The following is a 15,871-nucleotide window of genomic DNA, read 5'->3' as shown; positions in this document are numbered from 1 at the left end:
TTCGGTGACCGCACAGATCCCGGCTTGATCAATTGACGCTATTTCCTCCGGCTTATTACTGTGCGGCAGCGCTCTTAAGGGCGCCCCAATAATAATGACGACCCCAGGTCGTTGGCCCGCCCTCGGTGTGGAATAAAAATAATGAATCAGCCTTCTGTCGGTACCACGCTGGACGTGCAGTCCTTCATCAACACCCAGCCACTGTCACGCTATCAGTGGCGCGTGGTTATCCTGTGTTTCCTGATTGTCTTCCTTGATGGCCTCGACACCGCCGCCATGGGCTTTATTGCGCCTGCGCTGTCCCAGGACTGGGGCATCGACCGCGCCAGCCTTGGTCCGGTGATGAGCGCCGCGTTGATCGGCATGGTGTTCGGCGCGTTGGGTTCGGGCCCGCTGGCCGACCGTTTCGGTCGTAAAGTCGTGCTGGTCGGCGCGGTTTTGGTGTTTGGCGCGTTCAGCCTGGCTTCGGCCTACAGCAGCAATGTCGACCAGTTGCTGGTGCTGCGTTTCCTCACAGGGCTGGGCCTTGGAGCAGGCATGCCTAATGCCACCACGCTGCTGTCCGAGTACACCCCCGAGCGCCACAAGTCGCTGCTGGTGACCAGCATGTTCTGTGGTTTCAACCTGGGCATGGCCGGTGGCGGGTTTATCTCGGCCAAACTGATCCCGGCGTTCGGCTGGCACGCGTTATTGATGATCGGCGGCATCCTGCCGCTGGTCCTGGTGGTGGTGCTGCTGCTCTGGCTGCCGGAGTCGGCGCGTTACTTGGTGGTGCGCAACCGCGGCACCGATAAGGTGCGCAAAACCTTGTCACCCATCGAGCCCAACATCGTCGCCCAGGCCACCGCCTTCAGCGTGCCCGAACAAAAAACCGTCAAGGCCCGCAACGTGTTCGCGGTGATCTTCTCCGGCACTTATAGCGCCGGGACCTTGCTGCTGTGGCTCACCTACTTCATGGGCCTGGTGATCGTGTACTTGCTCACCAGTTGGTTGCCGACGCTGATGCGTGACAGTGGCGCGAGCATGGAGCAGGCCGCGTTTATTGGCGCGTTGTTCCAGTTCGGTGGGGTGTTAAGCGCCGTCGGCGTGGGCTGGGCGATGGACAGGTTCAATCCCCACAAAGTCATCGGCATCTTTTACCTGCTGGCCGGGGTGTTTGCCTACGCGGTAGGTCAGAGCCTGGGCAATATCACCGTGCTGGCGACGTTGGTGCTGATCGCCGGAATGTGCGTCAACGGCGCGCAATCGGCGATGCCGTCCCTGGCGGCGCGCTTTTACCCGACCCAAGGCCGCGCCACCGGCGTGTCGTGGATGCTCGGCATCGGCCGCTTCGGCGCGATCCTCGGCGCCTGGATGGGCGCCACCTTGCTGGGCCTGGGCTGGAACTTTGAGCAGGTGCTCACCGCCCTGGTGATCCCGGCCGCTGTGGCCACGACGGCGGTGGTGATCAAGGGCATGGTCAGCCATGCGGATGCCACCTGAGCTTGGCAGGTTTCTAAGCTGGGAGAGGGCAAGCGCCCTCTCACACCAGAAGATTAGCTAGACAACAATATGTTCGATAATCGAACGCTGAGTCGATTATCGGATTGTTTGGCCCATTTCCCCGGCTTAATCTTCAAGCACTTCGGCGCCACCTCAGCGCCTTTTTCGATCAACACCGGGAGCCCAACCCCATGGCTGAAATTCTCACCCTGCGTGATGCGGTCAAGCGTTTCGTGAACGACGGCGATACCGTCGCTCTCGAAGGCTTCACCCACCTGATCCCTACCGCCGCAGGCCATGAAATCATTCGTCAGGGCAAGAAAGACCTGACGCTGGTGCGTATGACGCCTGACCTGATCTACGACCAGTTGATCGGTGCCGGCTGCGCACGCAAGCTGATTTTCTCCTGGGGCGGCAACCCGGGCGTGGGCTCCCTGCATCGCCTGCGTGACGCGGTCGAGAAGCAATGGCCGCAACCGTTGGAAATCGAAGAACACAGCCACGCCGACCTGGCCAATGCCTACGTCGCCGGCGCCTCTGGCCTGCCGTTCGCGGTACTGCGTGCCTACGCCGGTTCCGACCTGCCCAAAGTCAACCCATTGATCAAAAGCGTGACATGCCCGTTCACCGGCGAAGTGCTGGCGGCGGTGCCGTCGGTGCGTCCGGACATCACGGTGATCCACGCGCAAAAGGCCGACCGCAAGGGCAATGTGCTGCTCTGGGGGATTCTCGGTGTGCAGAAAGAAGCGGCGTTGGCGGCCAAGCGTTGCATCGTCACCGTTGAAGAAATTGTCGACGACCTGAATGCACCGATGAACAGCTGCGTGTTGCCCACCTGGGCCCTGACTGCTGTGTGCCACGTACCCGGCGGCGCGCATCCGTCCTACGCCCACGGTTATAACGAGCGCGACAACCGCTTCTACCAGGCGTGGGATCCGATTGCCCGCGACCGTGGGACGTTTACCGCCTGGATCGACGAATACATCCACGGCACTGCCGATTTCAGTGAATACCAGGCCAAGTTGGCCACCGCGCAGGAGGCCAAGTAATGGCTTACTCGACCAATGAAATGATGACCGTCGCCGCCGCGCGCCGCCTCAAGAACGGCTCGGTGTGCTTTGTCGGCATCGGCCTGCCATCCAAAGCGGCCAACCTGGCGCGCCTGACCTCATCGCCCGATGTGGTGTTGATCTACGAGTCCGGCCCGATTGGCGCCAAGCCCTCGGTACTGCCGCTGTCCATTGGTGATGGCGAACTGGCGGAAACCGCTGACACCGTGGTGCCAACCGGTGAGATTTTTCGCTACTGGCTGCAAGGCGGACGTATCGACGTGGGCTTTCTCGGTGCAGCTCAAGTCGACCGTTTCGGCAACATCAACACCACCGTGGTCGGTGACTATCACCAGCCCAAAGTACGCCTGCCGGGTGCCGGTGGCGCGCCGGAGATCGCTGGGTCCGCCAAGAGCGTACTGATTATCCTCAAGCAGTCGTCCCGTTCGTTTGTGGACAAGCTGGACTTCATCACCTCAGTCGGCCACGGCGAGGGCGGCGATTCACGTAAACGCCTGGGCCTGCCGGGTGCCGGTCCTGTCGGAATCATTACCGACCTGTGCATCATGGAGCCGGAAGAGGGCACCCATGAATTCGTGGTCACCGCGCTGCACCCTGGCGTGACCCGCGAGCAAGTGGTGGCCGCTACCGGTTGGGCGATTCGCTTTGCCGACCAAGTCAGCACCACCGCCGAGCCGACCGAGGTCGAGTTGACCGCCCTGCGTGACCTCGAAGCCCGCACCGCTGCCGCCCACGGCCAAGCACCGGGAGAAGCCTGATGCGCGACGTATTTATCTGTGATGCCATTCGCACCCCCATCGGCCGCTTTGGCGGTGGCCTGTCCACCGTACGCGCCGATGACCTGGCGGCATTGCCGATCAAAGCGCTGATGGAGCGCAATCCGTCGGTGGACTGGAGCGCGGTGGATGAGGTGTTCCTCGGCTGCGCCAACCAGGCCGGTGAAGACAACCGCAACGTCGCCCGCATGGCGCTGTTGCTGGCGGGTCTGCCGGAAAGCATTCCGGGCGTGACCCTTAACCGTTTGTGCGCCTCGGGCATGGACGCCATTGGCACCGCCTTTCGCGCCATCGCCAGCGGCGAAATGGAGCTGACGATTGCCGGGGGCGTTGAGTCGATGTCCCGTGCGCCGTTCGTGATGGGCAAGGCTGACGCGGCGTTTTCGCGCAACATGAAGCTGGAAGACACCACCATCGGCTGGCGCTTTATCAACCCATTGATGAAAGCCCAGTACGGCGTGGACGCGATGCCGCAGACCGCCGATAACGTCGCCGATGATTATCAGGTTTCACGTGCTGATCAGGACGCCTTCGCCCTGCGCAGTCAGCAACGCACGGCGGCCGCTCAGGCTGCGGGCTTTTTTGCCGAAGAAATCGTGCCGGTAAGGGTTGCCCATAAAAAAGGCGAAACCGTGGTTGAGCACGATGAGCATCCACGAGACACCACCCTGGAAGCCCTGACCAAACTCAAGCCGGTCAACGGCCCTGACAAGACCGTCACCGCCGGTAATGCTTCAGGTGTGAACGATGGTGCGGCGGCGCTGATTCTGGCGTCCGCCGAAGCGGTCAAGAAACACGGCCTGACGGCGCGTGCCCGCGTGTTGGGCATGGCCAGCGCCGGTGTCGCCCCGCGTGTGATGGGCATCGGTCCGGTGCCAGCGGTGCGCAAACTGGTGGAACGCCTGGGGTTGGCGGTCACCGACTTTGACGTGATCGAACTCAACGAAGCTTTCGCCAGCCAAGGCCTGGCGGTACTGCGCGAATTGGGTATTGCCGACGACGCGCCCCAGGTCAATCCGAACGGCGGCGCCATCGCCCTCGGTCACCCGTTGGGCATGAGCGGTGCGCGGTTGGTACTGACAGCCCTGCATCAGTTGGAAAAAACCGGTGGCCGTAAAGGCCTGGCGACCATGTGTGTCGGCGTCGGCCAAGGGTTGGCCCTGGCGATTGAACGCATCTAATAAGAGAGGATTGCTCCATGAGTGACAAGCCCGGTTACCGGCGCCCGCAAGCGGGCACCCAACCTGATTACCTGCACCCGGCCTACCAGTCGACGAACTTGCGTTCGCCGTCACAGCCGTTGGTGTTCCTGCCCCATTCCTTGTCGGAAATCACCGGCCCGACCATCGGCGCCGAGCGGATCAACGAGAAAGACAACGACCTCACCGCCCAGCATGAAGGCGAGCCCCAGGGCGAACGCATCATCATCCATGGGCGTGTACTGGACGAAAACGGTTTGCCGGTGCCAGGCATTCTGGTGGAGATCTGGCAGGCCAACGCCGCCGGCCGCTACAACCACAAGCGTGACCTGCACGACGCGCCGCTGGACCCGAACTTCACCGGCACCGGCCGTACCGTCACCGACGCGGATGGCTGGTATCAGTTCCAGACCATCAAGCCCGGCGCTTACCCATGGGGCAATCACCACAACGCGTGGCGCCCGGCGCATATCCACTTTTCGCTGTTCGGCCCCAGCGTGCTGACGCGCTTGGTCACGCAGATGTATTTCCCTGGCGACCCGCTGCTGGAATACGACCCGATCTACAACTGTGTGCCGGACACTTCGGCCAAGCAGCGCCTGATCGCCAGTTTCGACCTGGAAAAAACCATTCCTTCCTATGCCCTCGGCTACCGCTGGGACATCGTCCTGCGCGGCCGCGACGCCACGCCGATGGAGAAATGAGATGAGCCTTTACGCAACCACGTCCCACACCGTCGGGCCGTACTACCACATTGGCCTGACCTGGCTGAACCGCGAAGACCTGACCGTCGCCGCCACCCTTGGTGAGCGCGTGGCGATCAGCGGGCAAGTGGTGGATGGCAACGGTGATGTGGTCAACGACGCCATGCTCGAAGTCTGGCAGGCCAACGCCGCCGGCAAATACGACCACCCGGAAGATGACCAGGACAAGGCCGTCGATCCCAACTTCGAGGGTTTCGGTCGGGTGCCGGTGGACGCCGAAGGGCGTTTTCGCTTTACCACGATCAAGCCGGGCAGCGTACCGGGGCTCAAGGGCACGACCCAGGCGCCGCATTTGGTAGTGCTGGTGTTTGCCCGTGGCTTGGTGAAGCACTTGCTCACACGGATTTATTTTGACGGTGAGGCGTTGAATGGGGATGACGCGTTGCTGGCATGCGTGCCTGCCGAACGTCGTGGCACCTTGATTGCCAAGCAGGATGCTGACGGTGTGTATCAGTGGAATGTGATTTTGCAGGGGACAGATAAGGAGACGGTGTTCTTCGACTACTGAGTCGCTTGTCAGGGCCCCATCGGGGGCAAGCCCCTCACACATTTTGAGCGCGCCGCCTATCAAATGTGGGAGGGGGCTTGCCCCCGATGAGGCCGGTTCAGGCACGGCCTATCCAAATGTCTGCTTGCGGAACATGGTTATTGCAAAGTATGTCTAGGCTATAACCGTTCCCACTGAGTGAAAAAATCATGACAACAGCCACCAGTCACTACACCGGAGAAGAGCGCAGCAAACGGATCTTTGCGATTGTCGGTGCCTCCTCCGGCAACCTGGTCGAATGGTTCGACTTCTACGTCTACGCCTTCTGCGCTATCTACTTCGCCCCCGCATTTTTCCCGTCGGACGATCCCACGGTGCAACTGCTCAACACCGCCGGTGTATTCGCCGCCGGGTTCCTGATGCGCCCCATCGGCGGCTGGCTGTTCGGCCGGGTCGCGGACAAACACGGTCGCAAAAATTCGATGATGATTTCGGTGCTGATGATGTGCGCCGGTTCGTTGGTCATCGCCTTCCTCCCTACTTACAAAGACATCGGCGCCTGGGCCCCGGCATTGCTGCTGGTGGCGCGGTTGTTCCAGGGCTTGTCGGTGGGTGGCGAGTACGGCACCACCGCGACCTACATGAGTGAAGTCGCACTCAAAGGCCAGCGCGGCTTCTTCGCCTCGTTCCAGTACGTCACCCTGATCGGCGGGCAACTGCTGGCGGTGTTGGTGGTGGTGATCCTGCAACAGATCCTCACTGAAGAAGAACTGCGCGCCTGGGGCTGGCGGATTCCGTTCGTGATCGGTGCGATTGCGGCGGTGATCTCCCTGTTACTGCGGCGCACCCTCAAGGAAACCACCAGTAAGGAAACCCGCCAGGACAAGGACGCCGGCAGCGTCGCCGCGCTGTTTCGCAATCACAAAGCGGCCTTCATCACCGTGCTCGGCTACACCGCGGGCGGCTCGCTGATTTTCTACACCTTCACCACCTACATGCAGAAGTACCTGGTGAACACCGCCGGGATGCACGCCAAGACCGCCAGCTACATCATGACCGGCGCGCTGTTTGTGTACATGTGCATGCAGCCGCTGTTCGGCATGCTCTCGGACAAGATCGGCCGACGTAACTCGATGCTCTGGTTCGGCGCCCTCGGTACCCTCTGCACGGTGCCGATCCTGCTGACCCTGAAAACCGTGACAAGCCCGTTCCTGGCCTTTGTACTGATTTCCCTGGCGTTGGCTATCGTGAGTTTCTACACCTCGATCAGCGGCCTGGTGAAAGCGGAAATGTTCCCGCCGCACGTACGTGCCTTGGGGGTGGGCCTGGCTTACGCAGTGGCTAACGCGATCTTCGGTGGCTCGGCGGAATACGTGGCCTTGGGACTCAAATCCATGGGCATGGAAAACACTTTTTATTGGTACGTCACCGGCATGATGGCCGTGGCCTTCCTGTTCAGCTTGCGTCTGCCGAAACAGGCGGAGTACTTGCACCACGATTTGTAAGGGACGTGTTATGACACTGCGCACGAGCAACCAACTGTTCGACGCCTACTTCACCGCTGACAGCATGGCCGAGGTGTTCTGCGACGAGGGGCGCTTGCAGGGCATGCTGGATTTCGAAGCCGGCCTGGCCCGGGCGCAAGCTCAGGTCGGGTTGATCCCGCCGTCGGCCGTCGCACCAATTGCCCAGGCGTGCCTGGCGTCGATGTATGACATGGACGCCCTCGGCGTGGCGATTGCCTCGGCCGGGAACTCGGCGATTCCATTGGTGAAGGCCTTGGGCAAGTTGATAGCCAGTGAAGATGCCGGTGCCGAGCGCTACGTGCATCTGGGGGCGACGAGCCAGGACGTGATGGACACCGGCCTGGTGCTGCAACTGCGGCGTGCACTGCTGTTGATCGAAACCGACCTGGCCCGCTTGGGCGATGTGCTTGCCGCCCAAGCCCAGCGTTACGCGGTGACGCCGTTGGCCGGGCGCACTTGGTTGCAGCACGCCACGCCGGTCACGCTGGGGATGAAAATCGCCGGTTGGCTGGGCGCTGTGACGCGCAGCCGCCAGCGCTTGGCGGAGTTGAAACCGCGCTTGCTGGTGCTGCAATTTGGCGGCGCCTCCGGAACCCTCGCGGCGTTGGGTGAACAGGCGATGCCCGTGGCCGAGGCCTTGGCGGCCCAGTTACAACTGAGCCTGCCCGAACAGCCCTGGCACACTCAGCGAGATCGTCTGGTGGAGTTCGCCAGCGTGCTGGGTTTGATCGCGGGCAGTCTCGGCAAGCTGGGCCGGGACATCAGCCTGTTGATGCAGACTGAAGCGGCGGAAGTGTTCGAACCGTCGGCGCCGGGCAAGGGCGGCTCGTCCACCATGCCCCATAAACGCAACCCGGTAGGCGCTGCGGTGCTGATCAGTGCGGCTACGCGCGTGCCTGGGTTGGTCTCGACGATGTTCAGCGCCATGCCCCAGGAGCACGAGCGCAGCCTGGGACTGTGGCATGCGGAATGGGAAACCTTGCCGGAGATTTGCCGGTTGGTGTCCGGTGCCTTGCAACAGGCGCTACAGGTGAGCGAAGGGTTGGAAGTCGACCCCGAGCGCATGAAGCAGAACCTCGACCTGACCCAAGGCCTGGTACTGGCCGAAGCCGTCAGCATTGTGCTTGCCCAACGCCTTGGCCGCGAAACCGCGCACCATCTGCTGGAGCAGTGCTGCAAGCGTGCGGTCGCCGAGGGGCGCCATCTGCGCGCGGTATTGGCGGACGAACCGCAGATCACCGCTGAGTTATCTGCGGCCGAACTGGACCGACTGCTCGACCCTGCCCACTATCTGGGCCAGGCCCATACCTGGGTCACGCGTGCTGTCACCGAACATTTTGAACTGACTGCCTGAGGAGGCCCCCATGCCATTTGTACAACTCGCCGAGGGCGACCTGCATTACCAACTGGATGGGCCGGTGGACGCGCCGGTACTGGTGCTGTCCAACTCGTTGGGCACCGACCTGCATATGTGGGACATCCAGATCCAGGCCTTCACCGAGCATTTTCGCGTGTTGCGTTTCGATACCCGTGGCCACGGCAAATCCCTGGTTACCGAAGGACCCTACAGCATCGAGCAACTCGGCCGTGATGTGCTGGCGCTGTTGGACGCACTGGATATTCAACGTGCGCATTTTTGCGGGCTGTCCATGGGTGGCTTGATCGGCCAATGGCTCGGCATCCACGCCGGTGGCCGCCTGAACCGCCTTGTGCTGTGCAACACCGCCGCCAAGATCGGCACGCTGGAGATCTGGAACCCGCGCATCGAGATGGTGTTGCGCGATGGCGCGGCGGCGATGGTCGCCTTGCGCGATGCCTCCATTGCACGCTGGTTTACCGCCGACTTTGCAGCGGCGAACCCCCATCAGGCCCAGCAGATCACTGACATGCTCGCGTCCACGTCACCCCAAGGTTACGCGGCCAGCTGCGGCGCCGTGCGTGATGCGGATTTCCGTGAGCAACTGCGCTCGATCAAAGTGCCGACGCTGGTGATTGCGGGCACCGAAGATGCCGTCACACCGCCGGCCGGTAGCCACTTTATCCAGAATCATGTGCAGGGGGCCGAGTACGCTGAGTTCTACGCGGCGCACCTGTCCAACGTTCAGGCCGGCGCTGCATTCAGCGACCGCGTGATTGAATTTTTGCTGGCCCGTTGAGGAGCTGTTTGTGGAAGAGAAACAACGTTATGCCGAGGGCCTGCAAGTACGCCGCGAAGTGCTGGGCGATGCCCATGTCGACCGCAGCCTCAATGCCCTGACCGAGTTCAACAGCGAGTTTCAGGAAATGATCACCCGCCACGCCTGGGGTGATATCTGGACCCGTCCTGGCCTGCCTCGGCACACTCGTAGCCTGATCACGATTGCGATGCTGATCGGCATGAACCGCGCCGAAGAGCTCAAGTTGCATCTGCGCGCGGCTGCCAGCAATGGCGTGACCCGTGCCGAGATCAAGGAAGTGCTGATGCAGAGCGCGATCTACTGCGGTATCCCGGCGGCGAATGCCACCTTTCACCTGGCAGAGTCAGTGTGGGATGAATTGGGTGTTGAGTCCCAGCAACCAGAGTAGATTTGAAACGCGGTCGAAATGTGGGAGGGGGCTTGCTCCCGATGGCGGTGGTGCAGTCTCAATAACTCTGACTGATCCACCGCCATCGGGAGCAAGCCCCCTCCCACATTTTTGCTCTTCACACGGCTTAAGGTCAGTGGGAGTCGGCGTCCCACACCCAATTCCACACGCCCGGTAAATGCACTTCCTCACTGACAGCCTTTACGGTGCGTGACAGCGCTGCCCGTTCGAGTGCGCCACGGTCGGTGTAGAACGGCTCGGCGGCGGTCTTCATGCCGGTGACCTGGGCACTGTCCAGCAGGATCTGCAGGTATTCCTGCATATGCCGCGCGGTGTAGCGGTTGATGTCGTGGAAGGTCACCACCACCGGTATCACGCCGTCCACTGTCGGCAACTCCCCCAGCGCGATGCGTTCGCGCACGACCGACAGTTGTCGATACAGGTTGGCGCGGCGGCGTGGGCTGCCGTTGAAACCCCAGATCTTGCCGTCATTGGCGCTCAAGTCGGTCAGCAGAACGTGCATGCCATGGCGCTGGTAAGCGGCGAAGGTGCGGCGGTCGTAGTTCCAGAACGGCGGACGGACCAATACCGGTGGTGCGCCGGTGATCGAGGCGATATCGGCAGAACCCTGGGCCAGGGTGCTATCCAGTTCGGCGTTGTTCAGCCAGCGGTGGTTGGTATGGAACGCGGTGGCCGTGTGAAACGCCAGAATATGACCGCCCGCGTACTCACGCTCCATGGTCTTGCGACCCCGTGAACTGCCGCCGGAACGGGCCGCTTCGGTCTGTAAAAAAACACGGCCTTGATTCCCGGCAACACCGGGTTGTGCGCCAGGTCGGCCACCACCGAACGGCTCGGGTTGTTGTAACCCGAGGCGCTGGGGCCGTCATCGAAGGTCAGCAGAAAACGGATCGGCGCCTGTGCTTGCAGGCGCTGTTCGGTCTGGGGCGTCAGGGCGATAGGCGCGCCGATGCAGCCACTGAGGCTCACGGCCAGGGCCAGCACGGCGGATGCGATGGCGAAGGATTTCATGGTGTGCGCGGGCTCGAAAAAGAGGCCGCTGCTGGGCGGATCAGCAGCGGCAGGCGCGCACGATACAGTAAGTGCCGCGCCGGATTACAGCAGACTTATCGGGTAACTGACGATCAACCGGTTTTCGTCAAACTCGTTGTTGCTGTAGTCGCGGCGCATGCTCGAATTGCGCCAGCGCATCGTCAGGTTTTTCAGGCTGCCACTTTGCACGGTGTAGCCCAATTCACTTTCGCGACCCCATTCCTTACCGTCGGTGATGGTGCCTGTGTGTACGTTGCTGCCGCTGATATAGCGGTTCATCAGCGTCAGCCCCGGCACACCGACGGCGGCGAAGTTGTAGTCGTGGCGCAGTTGCCAGGATTTTTCCTGAGCGTTGTCGTAGCTGGAGTTGTAGCTATCGTTGGCCAAGGTGCCGCCGCTGGTGCCGTTGACGCGCATCCAGGCGTTGTTGCCGGTTAGTTTTTGCAGGCCGACATAGAACGTGTTGCCGCCGTACTTGGCGGAGAACAGGCCGGACCAGGTCTTGTTGTCCAAGTCGCCTGCGCGGGCGCTTCCGTCATCCTTGCCGTAGAAGAACCCAAGGTTGGCGCCCAGGGTCCAGTCACCGAGTGGCTGGCTGTGGGTCAGGTTGACGTATTGTTGGCTATAGATGTCCTTGAGCTGGGCATTCCAGAGGCCGATCTGGGTGCGTTTGTCGTTGAACGCGTATTCGCCGCCCTGGAAGTTGAAGCGGTCCGAAGTGAAAGCGGTTTTGCCGACCATCGACATGTCCGACATGCTGCTGTCGTCTCGCGGGCTGTTGGCGCGGAACTGGCCGCCGTACAGTGTCAGGCCGTCGATTTCCTTGGACGTTATCTGCCCGCCGCGCAGGGTTTGCGGTAGGGAGCGGCCGTCATCCGAACGCAGGATCGGTAGCACAGGCATCCATTCGCCGACCTTTACTTCTGTCTTCGAAATACGCGCTTTGAACGCAACGCCGAGACGCCCGAATTCATCCGCCGGCCGGCCGTCATGATCCAGCGGCAGCAACTGCGTGCCGCCAGTACCGCGCCCGCCATCAAGCTTCAACGAGTACAGCCCCAGCACATCCACACCGAAACCCACCGTGCCTTGGGTGAAGCCGGACTTGGCGTCGAGGATGAAACTCTGCGTCCATTCCTGCGCGCCGCCCTGGGTTTTGGTTGGGTTGGTGAAATTGCGGTTGATAAAGAAATTACGCAGGTTGAGGTTGGCGCTGGCGTCTTCCAGGAAACCGTGTTCTTCGGCGACGACGGGAAGGGCAAGGCTGGCGACAGCGGTGGCCAGCAAAAGCTGGCGAGGACGGAGCGTGCTCATGGCGTTGGACCTGTTGTTATTGGGGTTGTGCAGGTGGCGGCCATGGTGCGGGGCGGTGCGGGAGGGGTTCAATCGGGGGCGGGCGGGTTGTGGGCGATGATCGAACGCAAGTTACCGGGCCTCCCTTTGCGAGGAAGGCGTCGGTTCAATGGTTCAGAGGAAGTAGAGCAGGCTCGTCCACGGGATCTCTGGCAAGTACCTCTGGCAGAGTAGGGTGACCGCTGCCATCACGGCCAGGAAAGCCACCTGCAGCGGACTCCAGTGCGCCCAATGCAAGCCGCTGACCCAAGGGTAAAAGTGCTCGACATACTCATTCACTTTGCCGATACGCCTGCGGTGAAACAGATGTATGCCGATCATTCCCACGTACGTCAGCATGCCCATCACGCCCAGCAGTAAGCCGAACATCAGCAGCATGCCCACTTGAGGAATGCCGTGGCGCAGCACCAGCCAGTGTTGATGAGGGTTGAACCGTGACGGCAGCAGGCGCTTGCTGAGCCACAGGTCCTGGACGATCAGGTGTGATGTCAAGACAGCCCACAACTGAGTGCCACGGATGCCGATAATGGCCGGAGCAAAGGTCAGTATCACCACAATGACGGCGTCGCTGAGCCTATCCATTTTTGTATGTGGGGAAACGGCCAAGGCGGCTGCCAGCGCCAGGCCACCCCATACCCGTATCCAACTTTGATGGGAGACCGGCCTGGGGAGGAATTCTCGCCAAAAAAATACATTGGCCTGGGGAAGCCGCTCAACCAACTGCGGGTAGCGCCAGGCCAGAACTTCGGCCAGATGCTGGCAGGCGTTCCAGGCATTACTGTCGAAGCTCTGCGTCATCTGTTTTTGTTGCGTCGCCGACATTGGCGTGAGCAACAGGCGCGCCGCCATGGCGTCGGCGGATTTCCATGTCGTGTCCCGGGCCTTGTCTTGCAGGTTGGCGTAGAAGCTTTCCTGTTCGCAACGCGACACCAATTCGCGCCACATCCACGCCGGTTCCGGGTAGACGCCTTTCTGGTCGTCCCAACCGAATGCCTGGCACACGCGCTCGAACAGCGGCACGCTCCATTGGGTGTCATGCAACAGGTGCAGGACGATGCGCTGCCACTGCTGTTGCAGGTCGAACACCTGCAGCCAGGGTTGGTCGTTGTACTGCGTGAGCTGGGTGATGAATTCGCGCTCGGCCTTTTGCTCCAGCAGTTCCTGCAGGGTGCGGCGGTAGTCTTGCAGCAGCTCGCCGGTCAGCGCTTCGTATTGCCAGGACGTCATTGCCACCTGCTGCCAGGGGGGTCAGCCATTCCAGGTGTTGCGCGGCCCAACCGGCGATGGCGCTGCGTTCGCCCGGTGCTTCGAAGCAATGGCGCAACAGGCCGGCCTGGAACGCATCGGTGCAGCCCTGTCGCTGAGCCTGGGCCCAGCGTTCATCAAGGTTACGCGCGTTGAGGCCATTGAGCAGTGCCTGGGCTGGGTCTGTTGTGAGTGGCTCGAAGGGCGCAGGGCTGACGGGGCTAAGGTCCATCAGTTCGGTCAGGTCATTCAGGTTTCCGTAGACCGCTTCGGCCACGGGCGCCGGGACGTGTTCTACCTCTTCGTTATCAGCCCGCCAGCGTACTTCACTCAGCGCTTGTTCATAGGCTTCGCGCAGGCGCTGGAAGCCTTTGGCATCGTCATCCGGGCGACAGTTTTTCAGCATCCGCGCATAGCTGCGCTTGATGGCACGTTCGTCGGCGTCTTCCGGCAGTTGCAGCACGCTCCAGCAATCCATGAGTGTGCCCTCAGCGCCAGAACCCATTGTCGAGCTGCTCAAGTTGCCGGGTCAGTTCGCTGCGGGCCTCGCGGATGCGGCGTTCGTCCTGGGTGTCGAGTATCTGCTGGAACTGTGCGGCCCAGTGGCCGAGTTGCTCACGCAGCTCGCCGAGGTTTTCCTGGTAGAGCCGTTCGAGGCGCGCGGTGAGCACGGTGTTGACCTGCTGGTCGCGCGGGTGAACTTTCAACTGCGCCAGGGCTTGCAGGCGTTGCTGGATTTCCTGCGGGCTGAGCACGCCGGGGTTGTTTTCGATCACCAGTGAGTGCTGCTCGCCGGTCAGGGGGATGCTCACCTGGGCTTCCAGCAGGCCGTTGTTGTCGTAGGTGAAGCGCACGTCCAGCGAGACTTCACCGGCCTTGCGCTTGGGTACCGCGATGTCCAGTTGGCCCAGTTCGATGTTGTCTTTCACCAGGCGGCTTTCGCCCTGGTAGATCTTCAGCAGCACCTGGCTCTGGTTGTCGTGCAGCGTCACCACGCTTTTGACCCGGCTCACCGGTACGCTGCTGTTGCGTTCGATCAACGGCAGGTAATGGCCGCTTTCGATATGGCCGCCGTACTGGTTCGAGGTTTCGATGCCCAAGGTGTAGGGGCACACGTCGGTCAGAACGACTTCTTCAAGCGCAGCGGAACGGGCTTTGAGCGCTGCCTGGATCGCGGCGCCGTGGGCGACCACTTGGTCGGGGTCGAGGCTGATCGACGGGAAGCGCCCGAACAATCCGGCGGCGAGTTTGCGCACCAGCGGCATGCGCGTGGTACCGCCCACCAACAGGATCTCATCGAGGTCGCTGACGCGAATCCGTGCATCGCGCAGGGCGCGTTCAATCGGTGCGCGCAGGCGTTCCAGCAGCGGTGTGTAGAGCTTGGCCATTTCCTGTTGAGTGATGGTCTGCACCCACTGTTGGCCATCGACCCGCAGAGCGAACTCGGCGCTGTCGTCCTGGCCCAGGGCTTTGCGCACACGTTCGGCTTCGCGGCGCAGGGCCTGCAGTACGCTGTTGGTGGGCGGGAAACCGTCGGCATTACGCTGGCTGTCGACGAAGTGTTCCAGCAGCAGGGTGTCGAAGTCTTCGCCACCGAGGAAGTTGTCGCCGGCACTGGCACGTACTTCCATTACGCCGTCGAACAGTTCGATGATCGACACGTCAAAGGTGCCGCCGCCTAGGTCGAAGACCAGGAATGACGTCTCTTTGTCGCGCTGGTGCAGGCCGTAGGCGAGGGCGGCGGCGGTGGGTTCGTTGATCAGTTTTTCAACATTGAGCCCCGCCAATTCACCGGCGATGCGCGTGGCTTTGCGCTGACCATCGCTGAAGTAGGCGGGCACGCTGATGACGGCTTCGGTGACGGGGTGGCCGTAGGTACGTTCGATATCTTCCTTGATGCTCTTGAGTACCAGCGCCGAGAGTTCTTCGGGGCGGAACGAGCGATCACCCAGACGCACTTCAGTGGCGCTGCCCATGTAGCGCTTGAACAGCGAAGTCGTCAGGTGCGGGTGGGTGTGCAGGCGCTCTTTGGCGGCCTGGCCTACCAGGACACGGCCTTGATCATCCAGCCCGACCACGCTAGGGGTCAACAACTGGCCAAGGGCATTGGGCACCAGTTCAGCGGCATCCCCACGCCAGACGGCCGCGAGGCTGTTGGTGGTTCCCAGGTCGATTCCTACGATCATTACGACAAGCTCCCTCTGTGGTCTGTAAGAATCTGTGACCAATTTTAGCCTGAAAGGTTGTCGGGAAAGCAAGGCGCGCTCAACTCGCCAGCTTCGGAGCTATGGCTGGGGGAGTCTACTGTCAGGGTTGACAGTAGAAGGGCGAGGGGCAAGGGCTTATGTTCA

12 protein-coding genes and 2 pseudogenes are annotated in these 15,871 nt (G+C 61.7%); 10 read left to right on the top strand and 4 right to left on the bottom strand.

Annotation, left to right across the window (positions count from 1 at the left end):
• The first annotated feature begins 141 nt into the window (after positions 1-141).
• The 10 genes from AB4N82_RS03150 (at position 142) to pcaC (ending at position 9,869) form a co-directional block, all read left to right on the top strand.
• Complete coding sequence (locus tag AB4N82_RS03150; RefSeq protein WP_099601301.1) at positions 142-1,482, top strand: 4-hydroxybenzoate transporter PcaK; 1,341 nt, start codon at positions 142-144, stop codon at positions 1,480-1,482.
• A 191-nt stretch (positions 1,483-1,673) separates the two neighbouring features.
• Positions 1,674-2,531, top strand: a complete 858-nt coding sequence (locus AB4N82_RS03145) for a CoA transferase subunit A (protein WP_032891550.1) — start codon at positions 1,674-1,676, stop codon at positions 2,529-2,531.
• Positions 2,531-3,310 carry a CoA-transferase subunit beta gene (locus AB4N82_RS03140; protein WP_032891547.1) on the top strand — a complete coding sequence of 260 codons (780 nt, stop codon included), beginning with the start codon at positions 2,531-2,533 and terminating at the stop codon, positions 3,308-3,310. Before AB4N82_RS03145 ends, AB4N82_RS03140 begins: the two co-directional genes overlap by 1 nt.
• Positions 3,307-4,509, top strand: coding sequence for a 3-oxoadipyl-CoA thiolase (gene pcaF, locus AB4N82_RS03135; protein WP_177326468.1), 1,203 nt, complete (start codon positions 3,307-3,309; stop codon positions 4,507-4,509). Before AB4N82_RS03140 ends, pcaF begins: the two co-directional genes overlap by 4 nt.
• Before the next feature lie 17 nt (positions 4,510-4,526).
• Entirely contained in the window at positions 4,527-5,231 is a 705-nt protein-coding gene (gene pcaH / locus AB4N82_RS03130; RefSeq protein WP_019817832.1) for a protocatechuate 3,4-dioxygenase subunit beta, read from the top strand.
• Position 5,232: 1 nt separating this feature from the next.
• The gene (gene pcaG / locus AB4N82_RS03125; protein ID WP_095184039.1) at positions 5,233-5,799 is read left to right on the top strand and encodes a protocatechuate 3,4-dioxygenase subunit alpha; all 567 of its coding nucleotides are present in this window, start codon (positions 5,233-5,235) and stop codon (positions 5,797-5,799) included.
• A 188-nt stretch (positions 5,800-5,987) separates the two neighbouring features.
• Positions 5,988-7,283, top strand: a complete 1,296-nt coding sequence (locus AB4N82_RS03120; protein WP_032891544.1) for an MFS family transporter — start codon at positions 5,988-5,990, stop codon at positions 7,281-7,283.
• A gap of 10 nt (positions 7,284-7,293) precedes the next feature.
• Positions 7,294-8,658, top strand: coding sequence for a 3-carboxy-cis,cis-muconate cycloisomerase (locus AB4N82_RS03115; RefSeq protein WP_122764890.1), 1,365 nt, complete (start codon positions 7,294-7,296; stop codon positions 8,656-8,658).
• Between the two features lie 10 nt (positions 8,659-8,668).
• Positions 8,669-9,460: a 3-oxoadipate enol-lactonase gene (gene pcaD, locus AB4N82_RS03110; protein ID WP_122764891.1), complete on the top strand. Its 792-nt coding sequence runs from the start codon at positions 8,669-8,671 to the stop codon at positions 9,458-9,460.
• 10 nt (positions 9,461-9,470) lie between these two features.
• A complete protein-coding gene (gene pcaC, locus AB4N82_RS03105) occupies positions 9,471-9,869 on the top strand; it encodes a 4-carboxymuconolactone decarboxylase (protein ID WP_122764892.1) in 399 nt (132 codons plus the stop codon).
• Between the two features lie 133 nt (positions 9,870-10,002).
• Here the strand turns inward: pcaC and AB4N82_RS03100 are convergent.
• The 4 genes and pseudogenes from AB4N82_RS03100 to AB4N82_RS03085 form a co-directional block, all read right to left on the bottom strand.
• Positions 10,003-10,901: pseudogene (locus tag AB4N82_RS03100) on the bottom strand (polysaccharide deacetylase family protein).
• Positions 10,902-10,985: 84 nt separating this feature from the next.
• On the bottom strand, positions 10,986-12,236 hold the full coding sequence (locus AB4N82_RS03095; protein WP_122752601.1) for an OprD family porin: 1,251 nt from the start codon (positions 12,234-12,236) through the stop codon (positions 10,986-10,988).
• Between the two features lie 153 nt (positions 12,237-12,389).
• Positions 12,390-13,998: pseudogene (locus AB4N82_RS03090) on the bottom strand (J domain-containing protein).
• A 10-nt stretch (positions 13,999-14,008) separates the two neighbouring features.
• Entirely contained in the window at positions 14,009-15,706 is a 1,698-nt protein-coding gene (locus tag AB4N82_RS03085) for a molecular chaperone HscC (RefSeq protein WP_122752602.1), read from the bottom strand.
• Positions 15,707-15,871 lie beyond the last annotated feature (165 nt).

The organism is Pseudomonas sp. H1_D04, assembly GCF_054683855.1.
The sequence above is the reverse complement of the archived record's forward strand: the minus strand, read 5'-3'. Positions and strand labels throughout refer to the sequence as shown.

Excerpts from the sequence above, each read along its gene's own strand:
- AB4N82_RS03115 (WP_122764890.1), top strand. The coding sequence starts at position 7,294 with ATGACACTGCGCACGAGCAACCAACTGTTCGACGCCTACTTCACCGCT.
- AB4N82_RS03085 (WP_122752602.1), bottom strand. The coding sequence starts at position 15,706 with ATGATCGTAGGAATCGACCTGGGAACCACCAACAGCCTCGCGGCCGTC.
- AB4N82_RS03145 (WP_032891550.1), top strand. The coding sequence starts at position 1,674 with ATGGCTGAAATTCTCACCCTGCGTGATGCGGTCAAGCGTTTCGTGAAC.
- pcaH (WP_019817832.1), top strand. The coding sequence starts at position 4,527 with ATGAGTGACAAGCCCGGTTACCGGCGCCCGCAAGCGGGCACCCAACCT.
- AB4N82_RS03120 (WP_032891544.1), top strand. The coding sequence starts at position 5,988 with ATGACAACAGCCACCAGTCACTACACCGGAGAAGAGCGCAGCAAACGG.
- AB4N82_RS03140 (WP_032891547.1), top strand. The coding sequence starts at position 2,531 with ATGGCTTACTCGACCAATGAAATGATGACCGTCGCCGCCGCGCGCCGC.
- pcaD (WP_122764891.1), top strand. The coding sequence starts at position 8,669 with ATGCCATTTGTACAACTCGCCGAGGGCGACCTGCATTACCAACTGGAT.
- AB4N82_RS03095 (WP_122752601.1), bottom strand. The coding sequence starts at position 12,236 with ATGAGCACGCTCCGTCCTCGCCAGCTTTTGCTGGCCACCGCTGTCGCC.
- AB4N82_RS03150 (WP_099601301.1), top strand. The coding sequence starts at position 142 with ATGAATCAGCCTTCTGTCGGTACCACGCTGGACGTGCAGTCCTTCATC.
- pcaG (WP_095184039.1), top strand. The coding sequence starts at position 5,233 with ATGAGCCTTTACGCAACCACGTCCCACACCGTCGGGCCGTACTACCAC.